The organism is Streptococcus fryi (assembly GCF_053206505.1).
In genome coordinates, this window is sequence record NZ_JBRUGW010000012.1 from 19857 (window position 1) to 39133 (window position 19277).

Consider the following 19277-nt stretch of genomic DNA (forward strand, 5'->3'; position numbering starts at 1 on the left):
ATGAAAAAATATTTACAAATGTTAGTCTTAGCTGTTTTGGTTTTAGTTAGTTTATCTGCTTGTCAGTGGATAGATAGTCAAGAAGATTATTCGAAAGTAACTTCAGTAACGACGGAGAAACCATCAAAGAAAGCAACTAAAGAAGAAGTTTCATCTGAACCGGAGAATCAGACAAAGGTTGACTACAATGGCTCTTATTACAGTGTGGAGGGCAAATATGGTCCAATCATCATTGTCAATAAAAAATACCCTTTAGCATCAGATTATAATCCAGGTGAAGATATTACAGCAAGTCAAGCCTTTCAACGTTTACTAGCAGATATGCAGGCAATGGGTTTCCCTGTCTCTAGTCAGTATAGTGGTTTTAGAAGTTATGATACTCAAGCTGGTTTATATGAAAATTATGCGGCTAGAGATGGTCAATTGGAAGCAGATCGTTATTCTGCTAGACCTGGTCATAGTGAACACCAAACAGGCTTAGCTTATGATTTTATTGATACTAACGGTGAACTGTTGACCGAAAAAACGTCAACGACATGGTTGGCAGAAAATGCCCATCACTATGGTTTTATCGTTCGTTATTTGCCTGGTAAAGAAGCTATCACAGGTTATATGCCAGAGACATGGCACGTTCGTTATATTGGTGATGAAGCGGAAGATATTTATGAATCAGGGCTAACACTTGAAGAATATTTAGGTATTGAAGGTGGCGATTACCTTCAATAAGGTATAAGGGAGAAAAAATGGAAAGCAAAGAAGAATTACGCCAACGAATTGGTGATTTAGCTTATGAAGTCACCCAGAATGCAGCAACAGAGCGTCCGTTCACTGGGCAATATGATGATTTTTTTGAAGAAGGCATTTATGTTGATATTGTCAGTGGTGAAGTGCTTTTCTCCTCTCAAGATAAATTTCAATCAGGCTGTGGTTGGCCAGCTTTTAGCAAGCCAATTCAAAATCGCATGGTGACTAATCATGATGACTCGTCTTATGGCATGCGACGTGTAGAGGTTAGGAGCCGTCAAAGCGGCTCACATCTCGGGCATGTATTTTCAGATGGACCACAAGATAAGGGAGGTTTACGCTATTGCATCAATTCAGCAGCTCTTCGCTTTATTCCAAAAGCTGAGTTGCAAGAGCAAGGCTACGAAGCCTATATGGACTTGTTTGCTGACTAAACAGTTTCCCTTATGAGGTGATACTAACACATTTTCACATTTAACAGCAGATTATATTATTTTTGTATTTAGAGTGAGTTGAATATCGGGAAAGCTTAGAGACGCTTTCCTTTTTTTGTGGTATAATAGAATAGCTTAGGTAGAGTTATTATGTTGTAACTTTAGATATTTAGATAAACGATTGAATAAAAGGAGAATTATCGTGAGTGATATTAAAATCATAGCCTTAGGAGGTGTTCGCGAAAATGGTAAGAACTTCTATATTGCTGAAGTCAATGATGCCATTTTTATCCTCGATGCAGGTTTGAAATACCCCGAAAATGAACAACTTGGAGTAGATGTGGTGATTCCAAATTTGGATTATTTGGAAGAGAATAAAGATAGGGTACAGGGTGTCTTTTTGACACATGGTCATGCAGATGCTATTGGTGCTTTGCCTTATTTATTAGCCAAGGTTAAGGTCCCTGTATTTGGGTCAGAATTAACAGTGGAATTGGCTAAGTTAGTGGTTAAGAAAAATGATGCAACCAAGCATTTTAAAAATTTCCATATTGTTGATAGTGATACAGAGATTGAATTTACTGATACAGTTGTTTCGTTCTTTAAAACGACCCACTCTATCCCAGAAAGTTTAGGGATTGTGCTAAAGACCACTGAAGGAAATATTGTTTATACGGGTGACTTTAAGTTTGACCATGCGGCTATGCCAAATTATCAAACAGATTTGGCGCGTTTAGCAGAAATTGGTCGTGAGGGCGTTCTTGCCCTTCTGTCTGATTCGGCTAATGCAGACAGCATGGTTCAAGTGGCTAGTGAATCTGAAGTTGGTACAGAGATTGATTCAGTTATCGCTGACTCTGAGTCACGTATTATTGTGGCGGCTGTAGCAAGTAACCTTGTTCGTATTCAACAAATTTTTGATTCTGCTGCTCGTCATGGTCGTCGAATTGTGCTTACGGGATTTGATACAGAGAATATTGTCAGAACAGCGATTCATTTGAAAAAATTAGATGTAGCTGATGACAGTATCCTAATTAAACCTAAAGATATGGTTAATTTTGCTGACCATGAGTTGATTATTTTAGAAACAGGTCGTATGGGCGAGCCTATCAATGGTCTTCGTAAGATGGCTGTTGGTCGTCATCGCTATGTTGAAATCAAAGAGGGTGACCTTGTTTACATTATCACGACACCAAGTATTGCCAAAGAGGCTGTTGTGGCACGTGTTGAAAATATGATTTATAAAGCTGGTGGTAGCGTTAAATCAATCACTAAGAATCTACGTGTATCAGGACATGCTAATGGTCGTGATTTACAGCTCATGCTGAATCTTTTGAAGCCTAAGTATCTTTTCCCAATTCAAGGAGAGTACCGCGAACTGTCAGCTCATGCCCATTTAGCTCAAGATTTGGGTATGCCATCAGAAAATATTTATATTTTAAAACGTGGCGATGTCATGACTTATAGTGCAGATGGTTTCCTACATGAAGGTGCTATTCCTGCAGGTGATGTCTTGATTGATGGCAACGCTATTGGAGATGTTGGTAATGTGGTCATGAGAGACCGTAAGGTGTTATCAGAAGATGGTATTTTCATCATTGCAATGACTGTTAATAAACGACAAAAGAAAATAATTTCAAAAGCAAGGGTTCACACACGAGGCTTTGTCTATGTTAAAAAGAGTCGAGATATTATCCAAGACAGCTCAGACTTAGTGAATACATTGGTTGAGAATTATTTAGCACAGGATAATTTTGATTGGGCTGAATTAAAAGGATCAATCCGAGATGAGCTCAGCAAGTTCCTATTTGAACAAACCAAACGCCGGCCAGCTATTTTACCAGTAGTGATGGAAGTAAGGTAATATAAGGTGATAATAAAGAGGCTGAATGTGTTTAGCCTTTTTATTTAAATCAAAGAGAATCCTCCAAATGCAAAGACGCTTTTCAGAGTGTACCTATATCATCTATAAATCGTATACAGTCATTTAGAGTATAGAAAGGGAAACTATGGCTTTTACAATAGCACATCATCGCAGTAGACTTTTTGATTTTTTAAGAATACCCTCCATTGTTTTGTATCCAACTCATCAGATTGATGGTTTAAGTGCTTCACAACAGCGTATTGTTAAAGAATTTGAAGAAACCTATCATTTGATTTATCAACAATTTTCTCCATTTAAGGAGGACCTAGTAAGATGTTATTTGTTAGATAACCATTCCATAGGTTTTGGTGTTATATTATACTATTATTTATTGAGTAAAGGAGAGGATCCCAAGGATATAGATGAGCTACTTACCTTAATTAAACAGCTAAAACATCATGAAATCGTAAAATGTTTGGCTATAAAGTTATCTGGTAAGGATAGCCAAAATAATGATTTAGAAGAGCTAATGCTAATCCTTGAGAACAGTGATAAAGAGTCACGACAAAAATGGGACTGGTATCAAGCCTTAAAATATCCTGAACGTTTAATCAATGATCTATGTCAACTTATCAAAATCACCTCTAACTTATATGAGCCTTTTTATCAAACGATCGAAGAAGAAGTCAGGTTATTCGAGAAAAACTTTCAATTAGAGCACTGGCTTGAGGGGGATGAGGTTGTAGAAGAAAAACTGAGGGAATCAGGCAGTCAGCTATTTGCTTTGGCTCCTTGGGCAGTTGAATATTTCATTGAAAAACATGACTTCTTTAGCCCTCTTTCTTATTCACTTGTGATTGGTACTCGAGTTGGAGATATGCTATATGACAAATCTCAGCTTGATGATGAAAGATTGGTTTTACTCCTTAGAATGTTAGCAGACGAAACAAGATATAAGGTTTTATTGGAGTTAGCCAAGTCGGGTTCTAAAAATAAAGAGATTGCTCAGAAATTAAATCTCAACAAAGCTTCAATTTCTTTTCATACTAAAAAACTACTCAATTCAGGTTTATTAGATATGATTTTAGATGATGGTAAAGTCAATTATCGCCTTAATGAAGAATTAGTTAGATTATTATTAAACAAACTGGACTCAGATTTTGGGATAAACCAGAATTTGGTTGACAAAACACTAAACGAAACGCTAAAATATAGTTAGATATGTATCTAACTATATTTTTGAGGTGTTTTATGTCCATTTTTAGAACAAATGTATTGTTTAGACGTCTCCTTATCAATTCTTGGGTATCAAGTTTTGGAGATATTATCTTTTATTTAGGATTAATGGCTTATGTATCACGGTATTCTTTTGTGAGTATTGCCATTCCAATGATAACTGCTTCGGAAGTTTTGCCTATTATGACGAGTGTGTTGACAGGTGCAGTAGCGGATTTTCAAACGAGACGGATTCAAAAATATATTTCCATAGCCTTTATCAAATTCGCTTTGTATTTCTCATTGTTTGTCATATTGTTATGGACTGAATTTAGTTTGCTATCAGTCGTCATCATTTGTGTAACGAATGTTTTATCCGATAGCTTATCTTATTTTGCTTCTTCAATGTTAACCCCTATTTATTTTAGAATTATAAAAGAAGACGCTTCTGTTGCTATGGGGTTTCGTCAAGCGACACAAAGGATAGTATCGTTTTTAAGTCAGGCTATTGGTGGATTGTTAATAGGTTTTGTTGGTATTGAAAGCTTTGCTTTGTTTAATGCAGCGACCTTTTTACTGGTTTTTATTGGTTTATTAATGATAAAAAAAGAATTATCCACATTTGAGACTGTTCCAGTGATTGAAAAGCGACCTCATTCTTTAAATCATCTGTTTAAACATATTACAACCTCAGTAAGGGTTTTATTAGGTTTTAGACGTTTATGTTTGACCTTATTAACTTTAAGTTTTGGTAGTGTCATTGGTAATATTGTCATACCTGTTGTGACCTTGTTACTCGTTCATCAGTCATTTTATGATTTTGACAATGGTAAGGTTCTATCGGTTCTCCTTGCATTATTTACTATAGGCGGTATGATTGGTTCTTTATTAGTATCGAAATTTAAGCATATCAGTATAAAGCGGCTGGTTTTCTCCAGACAAATTGTCTTGCTGCTGATTGTTCTTGGTTTTGCCATTAGAAATATTCTTTTAATTGCTATTGGTGTTTTTTTGTTCTCTTGTTTTGTTGGCATTTTAATGCCAAGACTACAGGAAATAGTCTATCGTCTGATGCCATCAGAGCGAATCGGCACTATTGAGTCGGCGATTCAATTGATTGATATGTTATTGCCATCCTTATTATCAGTTGTGATTGTCGGTATGATGTCCTTATATGGACATCTCTTGGTTTCATTGTTTTTAGGAATGGTTTTGATTGCTATGTTAATCCTTTTAAATCAGTTTAAAATTTTGGATTGAACTTGATAGCTAGCTGAAATATTACTCAGAAACACTCAAGTAGATAACTTCCAATTTGTAAAATTAAGCTAGACAGAAAAGGGCATCTATGTTAGGCTTAGATAAACACCCAATTTATCTGAAAGGAACTAACATAAATGACCTATACTCATGAACCAAAAATGAGCTCGTTATGATAGAGGCATATTACCACAAAGGCACAAAAGTGATACAATCGTTGGTGAAAAGTATAGAAGTGCAGCGATTTACTTTGTATATGCTGTTTGTTATAATAAAATAAAAAATTTAAAAGGAGTTTTTATGTTCGCTTATAAATCATTTTTGGCTGATCGTCAAAGGCTCATTTTCTTGAGTATAATAGTAATTGTTGGTTTTTTGTCTTTTTTTGTGATTGCTGAATCAGATTGGGTCTTAAAAATGAATACCTCGTCTCTTCATTATTTGAATGAAAAGAGAGAACAAGTCATGAAGCTAACGGCTTTATCTGGTGGTTTATCGACTCTGATAACCTTAATTCCTGGAGAGGTAGGTATCCCGATTGCAGAAAATATTGCAGATATTGCAGATTACTTACTGATTGTTTATGCTGGTATTTGGGTTCAAAAATACATCATTATTGTAGCCTCATCATTTGCTTTTAAGGTATTTATCCCTATCGCATGTTTCTTATCTGCTATCAATCTTTTCACACAAAGTAAGACTTTATGGTTTTTAGTGAAACGAATGATGTTACTCAGTCTCTTATTGCTTACTATTATTCCTGCTAGTGTTAGTCTTGGAAAAAGCATTGAGGACGCCTATCAATATTCTATTGAAGAACGTATGGAAGAAATAGACAAACTTGAAAAAGAACAGAAAAAAAATAAAGGTATTTTCGATAAAGTAACTGGCTTTTTTAGCAATCCGATTGAAAAATTTGAGACTGCATCAGCAAATATGATTGATGCTGCTGTTGTCTTAATTATCACCAGTTGTGGTATTCCAATAATGGTTCTATTTATTTTTATAGCTGGTATAAAATATTTATTCGGTAGGGAATTTGAAGTTGAGACGATAAATCCCAGACTATTTAGACGAATGACAAATCATCTAAAAGAGAAAAAATCCAGTCATGCCCAAGATTTTTAACTATCCCAAGTTATCCAAGGAAATCTATTAACACGACCAATAAAAAAGCTTAAAGCCATGTTATTTATGAGCGTGGCTTTAAGCTTTTAATTATTATGTAACTGATTATTTTTTCAATAAGTCGCGAATTTCTGCAAGAAGTTCTTCTTGAGTTGGTCCAGCTTCAACAACTTCTTCAACTTTTTTAGGCATTGCTTTTTCAGCTGCTTTAACAACGAAGAACAAGCTAGTACCCACAACAAGGAAGTTGATAACAGCGCTTAAGAAGTTACCATATGCAACACCATTCCAAGATAATTCAGCGATTTTCTCAACATTTGCTGCTTTTAAGGCAGGGTTAAGGATAAGTGGAGTAATGATATCATTAACAAATGATGTAATGATAGCGCCAAAAGCACCCGCGATAATCACAGCAACAGCAAGGTCGATAACATTGCCTTTAAACAAAAAAGCTTTTAATTCTTTAATCATGAGATTTAGAATCCTTTCAAAATTAATTTCCTTTGGTAGTATAACGCATATGTTGATAGAAAGCAAGTGATTTGATTGCTAATAGTAGTGTTTTCTTTGTTATTTCAGAAAAAATAATGTTTTTCATTTTTTAATGTTAATATTGTTATCACGGGATATTTTCTAACAGCATAAAATGAGAGATATAGTCACGACAGACATGTGTGAAGAGTTAAATGTTAAAAATTTACATTAGGGCTAAAAAATGGTATAATCAACTACAAAACTAAACTGGGATTTTCTGTCTAGAGGTGATGATTTGGCAATAGATAAGGCTTTGATTTCTGAGATTAAGCATAGCACGAATATTGTGGATGTCATCGGTGAAGTGGTGCAACTGACTAAGGCAGGTCGACATTTTCTAGGCTTGTGTCCTTTTCATAATGAAAAAACACCGTCTTTCAATGTTTTGGAAGATAAGCAGTTTTATCATTGTTTTGGCTGTGGTAAGTCAGGAGATGTGTTTAAATTTTTAGAAGAGTATCGACAAATCCCTTTCTTAGAAAGTGTTTCTATTCTGGCAGATAGGCTAGGGATGTCTGTGCAGGTAGCTAGTCCTGCTGTATCTACTAATATGGCTTCCCCTCACCAATCTTTGTATGATATCAATACTGATGCAGTGAATTTTTATAGTGCTGTTTTGATGACAACAAAGGCTGGTGAAGCTGCTCGCCAGTATCTTTATAATAGAGGCCTTACTGATGATGTGATTAGATACTTTCATATTGGTTTAGCACCAGACGAATCTGACTTTCTTCATCGCTCGATGGTAGATAAGTATGATGAACAAACCCGCATGACATCAGGGCTTTTTACCTTAACAGAGCATAATCAGATTTATGATAGCTTTCGAAATCGGATTATGTTTCCTTTAACAGACGATAAAGGGAGATACATTGGCTTTTCAGGACGTATTTGGGCAGAATCTGACAGTTCGTCTCATCAAGCAAAGTATAAAAATACGCGATCCACACCGATTTTTAATAAGTCTTACGAATTATATCATTTGGATAAGGCAAAGCCCGTTATTAAAAAGACTCATGAGGTCTATTTGATGGAAGGCTTCATGGATGTTATTGCAGCTTACCGTTCTGGTATCGTTAATGTTGTTGCTTCCATGGGGACATCTCTGACGCTTGAACATGTCACTCATTTAAAATCTTTAACGAAGAAGGTTGTCCTTACTTATGATGGGGACTCTGCTGGTCAATCAGCCATTGCTAAATCTTTGGATATTTTGAAAGATGTGACGACTGAGATTGTTAGGCTTCCTAATCAGATGGACCCTGATGATTTTTTGAAAGCGACCTCTGAAGAAGAATTGGCACGTTACTTGACAGAGTCTCGTGTTAGTAGTACAGAGTTTTGGTTAGATTATCTAAAGCCAGAAAACATTGATAATTTACAAGCTCAGATTACTTATGTGGAGAAAGTTGCTAAGCTAATCGCCCAAGTGCCGTCTATTACAGCACAAAACACCTATATCAACAAGGTGGCTGAAGATTTACCTGATTTTGATTATTTTCAGGTGGAGCAAGCTGTTAACAACGAGCGCTTGCAGTCGCGTGCTCAGATAAAACAAACTCACGTCAAGCGGTCACCGACCTTATCAGCATTACCTGTCTCCAAAATGCTGTCAGCACTTGTCCGAACGGAAAACCAGCTATTTCATCGTTTTCTTCACCATCCGTTTTTGCTCAACGAATTTCGCTTACGTGAGAACTTTGTTTTTGAAACGGAGCAATTGCAATACTTGTATCTGTTATTGAAGGAGCAGGGCGAGATAAGCAGTCTGGACTTAGCTAATATGCCAGAGCAGTATCAACAGGCTTACTATTTGGTTTTGGAGGAGCATTTACCAGAAGAGGTGGCTGATGGTGAGATACAAGACCTTGAAATGAAGCGTGAGCAATTGATTTCAGAACAGGATATGCGCAAGCAAAGTAAGTTTATTCGAGAATCTAGTAATCATGGTGATGTTGACACAGCCGTTGAGGCTTTGGAAGCGTTGATTGCACAAAAACGTCGCTTAGAATAGGTGGTGTCCTGTTCTAATCACATAACTCCTAGGAAGTTTCTTCCTCATGTTCTTAATGAAAGAAAGGTAACTATGACAACTAAAAAACAAAATACAGCCTTCAACGTTCAAGTTGCAGACTTTATCCGTAACCATAAAAAAGAAGGGACAGCTGTTGATGAAGAAGTGACTGAAAAGCTGGTTATTCCTTTTGTCTTGGATGCTGATCAAATTGATGACTTGTTAGAGCGCTTGACAGATGGTGGTATTTCGATTACAGATAAGGATGGGAACCCATCAACCAAATATGTTGTGGAAGAGGTTCAGCCTGAAGAATTGACTGATGAAGAGCTTTTGGGCAGTAATTCAGCTAAGGTTAATGATCCTGTTCGTATGTATTTGAAAGAAATTGGTGTTGTTCCACTTTTGACCAATGAGGAAGAAAAAGAGCTCGCAGTTCTTGTCGCTGAAGGTAATACGGAAGCTAAACAACGTTTGGCAGAGGCCAATCTTCGCCTAGTTGTCTCTATTGCTAAACGTTATGTTGGGCGTGGTATGCAATTCCTTGACCTGATCCAAGAAGGTAATATGGGGTTGATGAAGGCAGTTGATAAGTTTGACTACTCAAAAGGCTTCAAGTTTTCGACTTATGCGACATGGTGGATTCGTCAAGCTATTACGCGTGCGATTGCTGACCAAGCAAGAACCATTCGTATTCCAGTACACATGGTTGAAACCATTAACAAGCTAGTTCGTGAACAACGTAATCTCTTACAAGAGCTAGGACAAGATCCAACACCAGAGCAAATTGCTGAGCGTATGGATATGACACCTGATAAGGTTCGTGAGATTTTGAAAATTGCTCAAGAACCTGTATCTCTTGAAACGCCAATCGGTGAGGAAGACGACAGTCACTTGGGTGATTTCATCGAAGATGAAGTGATCGAAAATCCAGTTGATTACACGACTCGTGTAGTTTTACGTGAACAACTTGATGAGGTACTTGATACCTTGACGGATCGTGAGGAAAATGTACTCCGTCTGCGTTTTGGTCTTGATGATGGAAAAATGCGTACGCTTGAGGATGTAGGTAAGGTCTTTAATGTTACTCGTGAGCGTATTCGTCAGATTGAGGCTAAAGCTCTTCGTAAACTACGTCATCCGAGCCGTAGTAAGCAATTGAAAGACTTTATTGAAGATTAAAGATAAAGAGAGACAACGATGACAGAAGAAAAATACACGCCAGAAGAAATTGGAAAAATTAAAGATCGTATCCTAGAGGCACTTGAAATGGTCATCGACCCTGAGCTGGGAATAGATATTGTTAATTTAGGCTTGGTTTATGAAATCCGTTTTGAGCAAGATGGGCATACTGAGATTGATATGACTTTGACAACAATGGGCTGTCCACTGGCAGACTTATTGACTGACCAGATTCATGATGCCATGAAGGATGTGCCAGAAGTGACCTCAACTGAGGTCAAGTTAGTTTGGTACCCAGCTTGGTCTGTGGATAAAATGAGCCGCTATGCACGAATTGCCTTAGGTATTCGCTAGAAGGATTGGGAGACAAAAATGATTTTAATTACAGGAAGCCGTGGTCAACTTGGTACAGAGTTGCGTCACTTGCTTGATGAACGTTCGACAGATTATGTTGCTGTTGATGTGACAGAGATGGATATTACTAATCCTGATAAAGTTGATGAAGTCTTTGAACAGGTGAAACCTAGCCTAGTTTATCATTGTGCTGCTTATACGGCTGTTGATGCTGCAGAAGATGAGGGTAAAGACCTCAATTATGCCATCAATGTGACAGGTACAGAAATTATTTCCAAGGCTTGTGAAAAATATGGGGCGACCTTGGTTTACATTTCAACTGACTATGTTTTTGATGGTCAAAAACCCATTGGTGACGAATGGTTGGAAACAGATGTACCAGCTCCTCAAACGGAGTATGGACGTACTAAGCGTCTTGGTGAAGAAGCAGTTGAAGCTTATAGCAGTCAATTCTATATTATTCGCACAGCTTGGGTATTTGGTCACTACGGTAAAAATTTTGTTTTTACCATGCAAAATCTTGCCAAAACTCACCCACGATTGACAGTTGTTAATGACCAGCATGGTCGTCCGACATGGACGAGAACCTTGGCGGAATTTATGTGTCATTTGGCAGATAATCGTAAACCTTATGGCTATTATCATTTGTCAAATGATGCCAAAGAAGATACAACATGGTATGATTTTGCTAAGGAAATCCTCAAAGACACAGCTGTTGAGGTTGTGCCTGTGGATTCTAGTCAATTCCCAGCCAAAGCTAAACGCCCATTTAACTCGACAATGAGCTTAGAAAAGGCTAAAGCAACTGGATTTGTTATTCCAACATGGCAAGAAGCACTACATGAATTTTACCGACAAGAAGTCAAAGATTAAATGAATAAACTGGGGCGCGGGTCTCAGTTTTTTCTTGTACAGTCATAAATCAGTGAATGGCTATTTTTGTAAGTTTACAGTGCTAATTTCAGACTAGCTTAACCTTACTGGAGGAATATTATGAGTCGATTGCTTTTTTTGTTATAATAGGTCTAAGAGATATTGAGGTGATAAGCTTATGAAATTATTATATACAGAGATGGACCAAGATTTGACGGCCTTTTTAGCAGAGCAGGCCAAGGCGTTCTCAAATAAGCAGAAACGGGTCTTTTATCTTGCTCCAAACTCACTATCCTTTGAAAAAGAGCGAAAGGTTTTGGAATTCCTACCTCGAAAGGCATCTTTTGAAATAACGATTACGCGCTTTGCACAAATGGCAAGGTATTTTATCTTAAAAGAAAACGAAAGCTCTAAACCGATAGATGAAAAAGCCTTGAGTATGGTTTTTTATCAAGTGCTGTCTAAGATAGCGGATGGTGAGTTACAACGCTATGGTAAACTCAAAGAAGATGCAGCTTTTATCAAGCAGTTAGTATCACTCTATCAAGAGTTGAAAAAATCACAGATGACGATTACGGATTTAGAAGGTGTTGAAGAAAAGAAAAAAGCTGATTTAGTTCAGTTATTTGCTGGAGTTGAAGTATTTTTACGTGATAATAATATGGCTTTACAGTCTCCATTAGCTCGTTTTTCTGCAGCTATTTCATCAGGGCATTTAGATGATCAGTTATCTGATGTTGTTGTTATTGTGGATGGTTTTACGCGTTTTTCCGCAGAAGAAGAAGAGGTTATTTGTCTCTTAAATCAACGGTGCCATGAACTGGTTATTGGGACTTATGCTAGTCAAAAAGCTTATAAAGCCACTTATCGACAAGGAAATGTTTATGAAGCGAGTGTCGATTTTTTACGCTATATGGCAGAAACCTTTCAAACGAAACCGGAATTTGTGTCGTCAACCGTAGCACCAACAGCTTTCTCGGTGATTTCTAATCGGGTAGAGGATAGTTATGGCTTTCATCAAGAACTAAAGGATGTCGAGTTATCAGAATCTCCAGTAATTGTTTGGGAAGTTAGTACACAAAAGGCAGAACTAGAAGCTGTTGCCCGTGATATTCGTGCCAAATTATTTGAAGGTTATCGTTATAAAGATATTCTGGTTTTACTAGGAGATGTTGACGCCTATCGTTTGCAAATGAGTCATCTTTTTAAACGGTATGATATTCCCTACTATCTCGGTAAAGCTGAATCAATGGCTCATCATCCACTAGTTCATTTCGTTGAATCATTAGAGCGATTAAAACGTTATCGTTTTAGAGCTGAGGATTTGATTAATCTTTTGAAAACAGGCTTATATGGTTCATTGTCTATGGATGAGATTGATAATTTTGAGCAGTATGTCCGTTTTGCAGATTTAAAGGGATGGTCTCGTTTTGAAAAGGCATTTACTCACAATAAGGATAATCGTTTTGACCTAGAGCAACTCAATCACTTACGTCTACGGATTATGGAGCCGTTAATTTCCTTTTTAAAGCCTAATACCTCACGGAGCATTAGTCAACTATTGACGAAGTGGGCAAATTTTTTAGAGCAAGTAGAGTTGACGGATCGTTTAGCTGAGTTGGTTAATAAGGATAGCGCACTTCAGCTAGAACAACATGACGAAGTGTGGCGAACGTTTACGCAGATTTTAGAAACGATCAATACCGTTTTTCAATCAGAAAAGTTGACTGTCTCAGCCTTCTTATCATTATTGACCACTGGTTTGCAAGGGGCAGATTATAGGGTTGTTCCTGCAACGGTTGATGTGGTTACTGTGAAATCCTATGATTTGATAGAGCCACATACCACTAAAATCGTTTATGCTATTGGATTGACACAAGGCAATTTTCCAAAACAAACAAAGCAGCTGTCTCTTATCACAGATGAGGAGCGCCTAAAGACCAATGAGAGTCTTTCAAAAAGACGTTTGGATATTCCAAGTCAAGATAACCAAAAGAAACATCATTTTGTGTTGATGTCTTTATTAAATGCTGCATCAGACCAGTTAATACTGTCTAGCCCTCGTCGCTATCAAGAAGGGGAAGAAGGTTCGTCCAGCTATTTGCAGTTACTGGTTAAACTTGGTTTACCCACGGAGGAAAAAGGATCTAGAGGGACAGCTGTTGATGATCTGGGATCTTATTACGGTCTATTATCCCGTTTGATTGATTTTTACCAATCTGATTTAACCCTTGGAGATTTTAGCAAGGAAGAACAGACCTTCTGGTCGGTTGCCATTCGAACCTTGAAGAAACGCCTAGCTAAAGAGGGTCTTTCTTTGCCGGAAGTGACAGATGACTTATCTTTGGGTCCTGTATCTCAGGAAGCTATTTTAGTGAGATACCCGAAAGACCAGCTATTCCAATTATCCACTTCAGCCTTGACAGAGTTTTATAATAATGAATATGGCTTCTTTTTACGTTATGTTTTAGGGTTACAAGAGGATATTTCGATACACCCTGATGCAAGGTCCTATGGTAACTTCCTACATCGTGTGTTTGAGTTAGTTTTATCAAATCCATCAGCTCAAGATTTTGATGCTAAATTACAGCAGGCTATTGAGACGACTAAACAAGAACCAGATTATAATGCTGTTTATAATTATGATGAACAAAGTCAATATACACAACGTATTTTAGAAGATATTGCTCATGCTACCAGTTTGATTTTACGTGATAACTCGGTAATTGATATTGTCGCTGAAGAAGCGGTTTTTGGAGGTGACAACCAAAATATAATTGATCTAACCAATGGCTATCAGCTTAGTATTCGAGGAAAGATTGACCGTCTTGATCGCTTAAAAGATTTGGCTAGTTATGGCGTTGTCGATTATAAGTCAAGTGACAGGAGTTTTAACCTAGGTGAATTTTATAATAAGATCAGTCCACAATTGATGACCTATATTACCGCTTTGACAAAAGACCAGTCGCTACAGGCTCATTCTATTTTTGGAGCTATGTACTTGCATATGCAGGAGCCACATATTCATTTAGCAAAGACGAAGTCAACAGATGAGGTTTTGGCTCAAGCCCATAATGATCTTCGTTACAAGGGGCTTTTTCTAGATAGTCAGACCAATCGTCTTAATCAACATTATGCGAGCCAAAAATCTCAGTTTACAGCGGAAGAGTTTGAAGTGATGATTGCTTATACCTTTAAATTGTATCAAGAAGCAGCTGAGAAAATTCTTTCTGGACATTTTTCTATCAATCCTTACACCAAGGATGGTCAATCTGTTTTAGGTAGACAGTTTAAAGCGATTACTGGATTTGAAGCGAATCGCCACATGTCATATGCTCGTCTATTGACAGATTTTCCTAGAAAAGATAATAAAGAAGTCATTTTACAGACGATGAGAGGAGAGCTTGATAAATGAGTTTTAAATCATTTTTAACGCCACAAGAGATAAAAGAGTTACAGGTTTTAGAAGCAACAAGTGATAAAGCTCAAAAGCGAACACCAGAGCAAATTCAAGCTATCTACACCTATGGTCATAACATTCTTGTGTCAGCCTCTGCTGGATCTGGAAAGACCTTTGTTATGGTTGAACGTATTGTTGATAAACTGCTTAGAGGTGTCTCAATCAAGGCTTTATTTATATCAACATTTACAGTTAAAGCTGCAGGAGAGCTAAGAGAGCGTCTTGAAAAAGAGTTGAAAAAAGCTATCCGTAATACTGATGATGAGGTGCTTAGACAACACCTGTCGCAACAGTTAGTTGATTTACCTGTTGCTGATATTGGGACTATGGATGCTTTCACTCAAAAACTTGTTTCGGAGTATGGTTATCTGCTAGGAATTTCGCCACAGTTTCGTATCTTAACGGATAAAAGTGAGCAAGATGTGATGCAACAGGACATCTATCAAGATTTATTCACATCTTACATGAGCGGCAAAGACCATCTACTATTTGATCGTTTAGTGCGTAATTTTTCAATTGGTCGTAAGGATGATAAGGGCTTTCAAGACGCAGTTAAACGTATTTACCAGTTCATTCAATCAACGGCTAATCCAAGACGGTGGATGGAAGATGTTTTCATGTTATCAGCAAGGGAACAATCCCAAACAAGAGTCTTACCAGATGAGATGATTCAAGGTTTTTTAGATAGCATTTCAATGACAGCAGATGCTTTGGAAGATATAACGAACTTACCTGATTATAAACAAACCACAGCTAAAGGAGCTCCAACAGCAACATACAAAAAACACCAGGTAATGATTATTCAATTACGGGAATGGGTTGCTGATTTTTCAATTCACTATGGTAAAGAGGGGCTAGGGCGATTAGCTTTAGAGGTTTCTGAACTCTTACCTTCCAGTTCAGAGATTACAGTAGCTGGGACTAAATACCCTGTGTTCAAAGAGTTGCAAACCCAGTTGTCTGAATTTAGGCATTTAGACACTATTTTGGATTATCAACCAGAAATGTTGCCACTGTTAGACTTATTAAAATCCTTTGTATTGGATTTTCAAGCCCAATACTTCGAACGTAAAAAGGCTGAAAATGCGTTTGAGTTTGCTGATATCAGTCATTTGGCGATTGCTATTTTAGAAAATGATGCCGATGTGCGACAGTCTTATCAGAATCGTTTTCATGAAGTTATGGTGGACGAGTATCAAGACACCAACCATACCCAAGAAGCCATGCTAGACTTGCTGTCTAATGGTCATAATCGTTTTATGGTTGGCGATATTAAGCAGTCTATTTACCGTTTCCGTCAAGCAGATCCTCAATTATTTAATCAAAAGTTTAAGGACTATCAACAACCAGATAGTCAAGGTGAGTTAATTTTACTTAAGGAAAATTTCCGTAGTCAAAATGAGGTTTTAAAAGCAACAAACAGTATTTTTTCACGTCTGATGGATGAAGCGGTTGGTGAGATTACTTACGATGATAAGCATCAATTGGTAGCTGGTAGTGCTGGTCAAATGGTTGCCAATCCCAAAAATGAAACAGAGTATTTGATTTATGATACGGATAAGGTGTCTGATGATACTGAACAATTGATCAGTAAAGGAGAAGTGGAGTTAGTCATCAAAGAGATTATTAGGCTTCACCAAGAAGAAGGAGTTGCCTTTAAGGATATCACCTTATTAGTAGCATCTCGATCACGTAATAAGGCTATTTTGTCAGCTTTTGAAAGACATGGTATTCCATTAGTTACCGATGGTGGGCAGCAAAACTACCTACAGTCTTTAGAAGTCATGGTTATGCTTGATACGCTACGAACTATCAACAATCCATTAAATGATTATCCGCTTATAGCGCTTCTGAAATCACCCATGTTTCAATTGACGGAAGATGACTTGACACGTCTGTCATTACAAGGTCAGCGTATGGCATTTTATCATAAATTACATTTAGCTCAAACGAAGACTGGCAAAGAGCCGGACTTGATCACTGATGAGTTGATGAGCAAGATTGATCGCTTTATGTCTACCTTAACCCAATGGCGAGATTATTCAAAAATCAATCGTTTACATGATTTGATATGGAAAATTTATCAAGATAGGTTATATTATGATCATGTCGGTGCCATGTCTAATGGTGAAAAACGTCAAGCTAATCTATATGCCTTGGCTTTGAGAGCAGATAGCTTTGAAAAAACAGGTTTTAAAGGTTTATCTCGATTTATTAGCATGATTGACCGTATTTTAGCTAGTCAAAATGATCTAGCCGATGTCGAGATACCTGTGCCAAAAGATGCAGTCAATCTGATGACTATACACAAATCAAAAGGCTTACAATTTAAGTATGTGTTTGTCTTAAATATGGATAAACCATTTGATAGACCAGATGAGATGGCACCGCTTATTTTGAGTCGACATAAGGGGATTGGTATCAAGTATGTAGCGGATATGAAAGAAAGATTTGCTGATAGCACTGATTTGCCACATGTCAAAGTGTCTATGAATACTTTATCTTACCAATTTAATCAACGTGAAGCCAAACTAGCCCGTCTTTCAGAACACATGCGCTTACTTTATGTAGCTATGACACGCGCTGAACAGAAGTTGTATTTGGTTGGTAAGGGCAGTAGGGAAAAATTGGAGAACAAGTATTCTAATGAAAGTAAGGGTGGTCGGTTGACGGTTAAGGCGCGTGAGACTATGACGAGCTTTCAAGATTGGTTTTTGGCTATTTTTGAAGCCTTTCCAAGTGCAGATTTGGGTATCAAACTTTCTTATGTCACAGATGCTGATTTGACAACTGAGCAAATTGGTCAATTACAACCTGTTTTGCCAATTAAGATAGATGACTTAACAGAGAACAGACAGTCAGATACCATTAAGCGAGCCCTTGATATGATGGAAAGTGTTGATCGCTTAAACCAGACTTATGAAAAAGCGATTAAGTTACCAACGGTTAGAACACCTAGCCAGGTTAAGGCTTATTATGAACCTGTTTTAGAAACAGAGGGTATGGACATTATCGAGAAAAAGCCTCTTAAAGCTAGCTTTACATTACCAGATTTTTCCAATAAGGTTAAGGTAACAGGTGCTGCAAAAGGTTCTGCCTTACATGAATTGATGCAGCGCCTTCCTCTCGAACAAGAGGTGACATTGGATATCATTCAGTCTACTTTAGATGAAGTCAAGGCAGATGATAGTGTTAAAGAAAGTTTAGACCTCACCCATGTTCAAGCCTTTTTTTCGACAGACTTAGGACAAACCATTCAAAAGCATTTAGATAGGTTACACCGAGAAGCACCTTTTGCCATGTTACATCCGGATAAGGAATCAGGTGAGTCATTTGTGATGCGAGGTATTATTGATGGCTACTTACTTTTTGATGACAAGATTGTCCTCTTTGACTATAAGACAGACCGTTTTGAGCATAGTGGCGAATTAAAAGAACGCTATAAAGGGCAAATGGCGCTCTATGCCCAAGCTTTGCGACAGGCTTATGGTATTGAAAAGGTGGAGACTTATTTGGTACTTTTAGGTGGAAAAGAGCTTGACGTGGTAAGCTATGACAGTTGATTTCATTTTACAAAGACTGGAAACACAGAAAAATCCAAGTGTTATCAAGCGTTATGAAAAAGCTGGCGAAAAACAACCATACATTGGGGTGTTGATGGGGACTATTAGGTCACTAGGCAAAGAGTATCGTAAACGTCCAGAATTAGCTATCCCTCTATGGCGGACAGCCATTTTAGAAGCACAATTACTGGCTATAGAAATCATGTCTCCCCCTCATATGACTCTCTTAGAGATTGAAGAATTATTGGACACAAGTTTATCTCTCCAAGTACTGGATAAACTTGTCGACAGGGTTTTGAGTCATCATTCGGAAAAAGTTAGCTTGAAAGAAGTTTTATTTGCTTCAGATGATAGTGTTAAAGAGCGTTTGGCTTGGCGTATAGAGATTGATAGGGTGAAACATAAAGAACTTGCTACTGATGAAGTATCAGAGAAGTTAACCTATATCTTTGACCACTTGGCAGATAGTCCTGAAGTGACCCGTTGGGTTATGAATCACTGTTTGGTTGAGATTGCTGTGAATTATCCTGAGTATTGTGATGATATTATTAGACGCTCCACTGCACTAGGTGTCTATCGTGATATGATTGTCGCTAAAGGTTGTACATCAGCCTATGCACCAGATTGGATAGCAGCTAGACTTAGGAGGTGA

At 37.5% G+C, this 19277-nt stretch carries 14 protein-coding genes; 13 read left to right on the forward strand and 1 reads right to left on the reverse strand.

The window, feature by feature from the left end:
- The 6 genes from ldcB to ACVRZH_RS04640 all read left to right on the forward strand — a co-directional run bounded on the left by ldcB (nucleotide 1) and on the right by ACVRZH_RS04640 (nucleotide 6645).
- Nucleotides 1-726 carry an LD-carboxypeptidase LdcB/DacB gene (gene ldcB / locus ACVRZH_RS04615; RefSeq protein ID WP_447454148.1) on the forward strand — a complete coding sequence of 242 codons (726 nt, stop codon included), beginning with the start codon at nucleotides 1-3 and terminating at the stop codon, nucleotides 724-726.
- 17 nt (nucleotides 727-743) lie between these two features.
- On the forward strand, nucleotides 744-1178 hold the full coding sequence (gene msrB / locus ACVRZH_RS04620) for a peptide-methionine (R)-S-oxide reductase MsrB (protein ID WP_447454149.1): 435 nt from the start codon (nucleotides 744-746) through the stop codon (nucleotides 1176-1178).
- Between the two features lie 202 nt (nucleotides 1179-1380).
- Complete coding sequence (locus ACVRZH_RS04625; protein ID WP_447454150.1) at nucleotides 1381-3042, forward strand: ribonuclease J; 1662 nt, start codon at nucleotides 1381-1383, stop codon at nucleotides 3040-3042.
- A 145-nt stretch (nucleotides 3043-3187) separates the two neighbouring features.
- The gene (locus ACVRZH_RS04630) at nucleotides 3188-4261 is read left to right on the forward strand and encodes an ArsR/SmtB family transcription factor (RefSeq protein WP_447454151.1); all 1074 of its coding nucleotides are present in this window, start codon (nucleotides 3188-3190) and stop codon (nucleotides 4259-4261) included.
- 32 nt (nucleotides 4262-4293) lie between these two features.
- On the forward strand, nucleotides 4294-5517 hold the full coding sequence (locus ACVRZH_RS04635) for an MFS transporter (RefSeq protein WP_447454152.1): 1224 nt from the start codon (nucleotides 4294-4296) through the stop codon (nucleotides 5515-5517).
- A gap of 300 nt (nucleotides 5518-5817) precedes the next feature.
- The gene (locus ACVRZH_RS04640) at nucleotides 5818-6645 is read left to right on the forward strand and encodes a hypothetical protein (protein WP_447454153.1); all 828 of its coding nucleotides are present in this window, start codon (nucleotides 5818-5820) and stop codon (nucleotides 6643-6645) included.
- A gap of 105 nt (nucleotides 6646-6750) precedes the next feature.
- Here ACVRZH_RS04640 and mscL read toward each other — a convergent pair whose 3' ends face one another.
- The gene (gene mscL / locus ACVRZH_RS04645; RefSeq protein ID WP_447454154.1) at nucleotides 6751-7116 is read right to left on the reverse strand and encodes a large conductance mechanosensitive channel protein MscL; all 366 of its coding nucleotides are present in this window, start codon (nucleotides 7114-7116) and stop codon (nucleotides 6751-6753) included.
- 298 nt (nucleotides 7117-7414) lie between these two features.
- Between mscL and dnaG the strand changes: the two genes are divergently transcribed.
- The 7 genes from dnaG (at nucleotide 7415) to ACVRZH_RS04680 (ending at nucleotide 19277) form a co-directional block, all read left to right on the forward strand.
- Nucleotides 7415-9193: a DNA primase gene (gene dnaG / locus ACVRZH_RS04650; protein WP_447454155.1), complete on the forward strand. Its 1779-nt coding sequence runs from the start codon at nucleotides 7415-7417 to the stop codon at nucleotides 9191-9193.
- A 72-nt stretch (nucleotides 9194-9265) separates the two neighbouring features.
- Nucleotides 9266-10375: an RNA polymerase sigma factor RpoD gene (rpoD, locus tag ACVRZH_RS04655; protein WP_447454156.1), complete on the forward strand. Its 1110-nt coding sequence runs from the start codon at nucleotides 9266-9268 to the stop codon at nucleotides 10373-10375.
- Nucleotides 10376-10393: 18 nt separating this feature from the next.
- Nucleotides 10394-10729: a metal-sulfur cluster assembly factor gene (locus ACVRZH_RS04660; RefSeq protein ID WP_447454157.1), complete on the forward strand. Its 336-nt coding sequence runs from the start codon at nucleotides 10394-10396 to the stop codon at nucleotides 10727-10729.
- A gap of 18 nt (nucleotides 10730-10747) precedes the next feature.
- Nucleotides 10748-11602: a dTDP-4-dehydrorhamnose reductase gene (gene rfbD / locus ACVRZH_RS04665; RefSeq protein WP_447454158.1), complete on the forward strand. Its 855-nt coding sequence runs from the start codon at nucleotides 10748-10750 to the stop codon at nucleotides 11600-11602.
- A 178-nt stretch (nucleotides 11603-11780) separates the two neighbouring features.
- On the forward strand, nucleotides 11781-15017 hold the full coding sequence (rexB, locus tag ACVRZH_RS04670) for an ATP-dependent nuclease subunit B (protein ID WP_447454159.1): 3237 nt from the start codon (nucleotides 11781-11783) through the stop codon (nucleotides 15015-15017).
- Nucleotides 15014-18625, forward strand: coding sequence for a helicase-exonuclease AddAB subunit AddA (gene addA, locus ACVRZH_RS04675; protein WP_447454160.1), 3612 nt, complete (start codon nucleotides 15014-15016; stop codon nucleotides 18623-18625). Before rexB ends, addA begins: the two co-directional genes overlap by 4 nt.
- Nucleotides 18615-19277, forward strand: a complete 663-nt coding sequence (locus ACVRZH_RS04680; RefSeq protein ID WP_447454161.1) for a DNA alkylation repair protein — start codon at nucleotides 18615-18617, stop codon at nucleotides 19275-19277. The genes addA and ACVRZH_RS04680 overlap by 11 nt, the downstream gene beginning before the upstream one ends.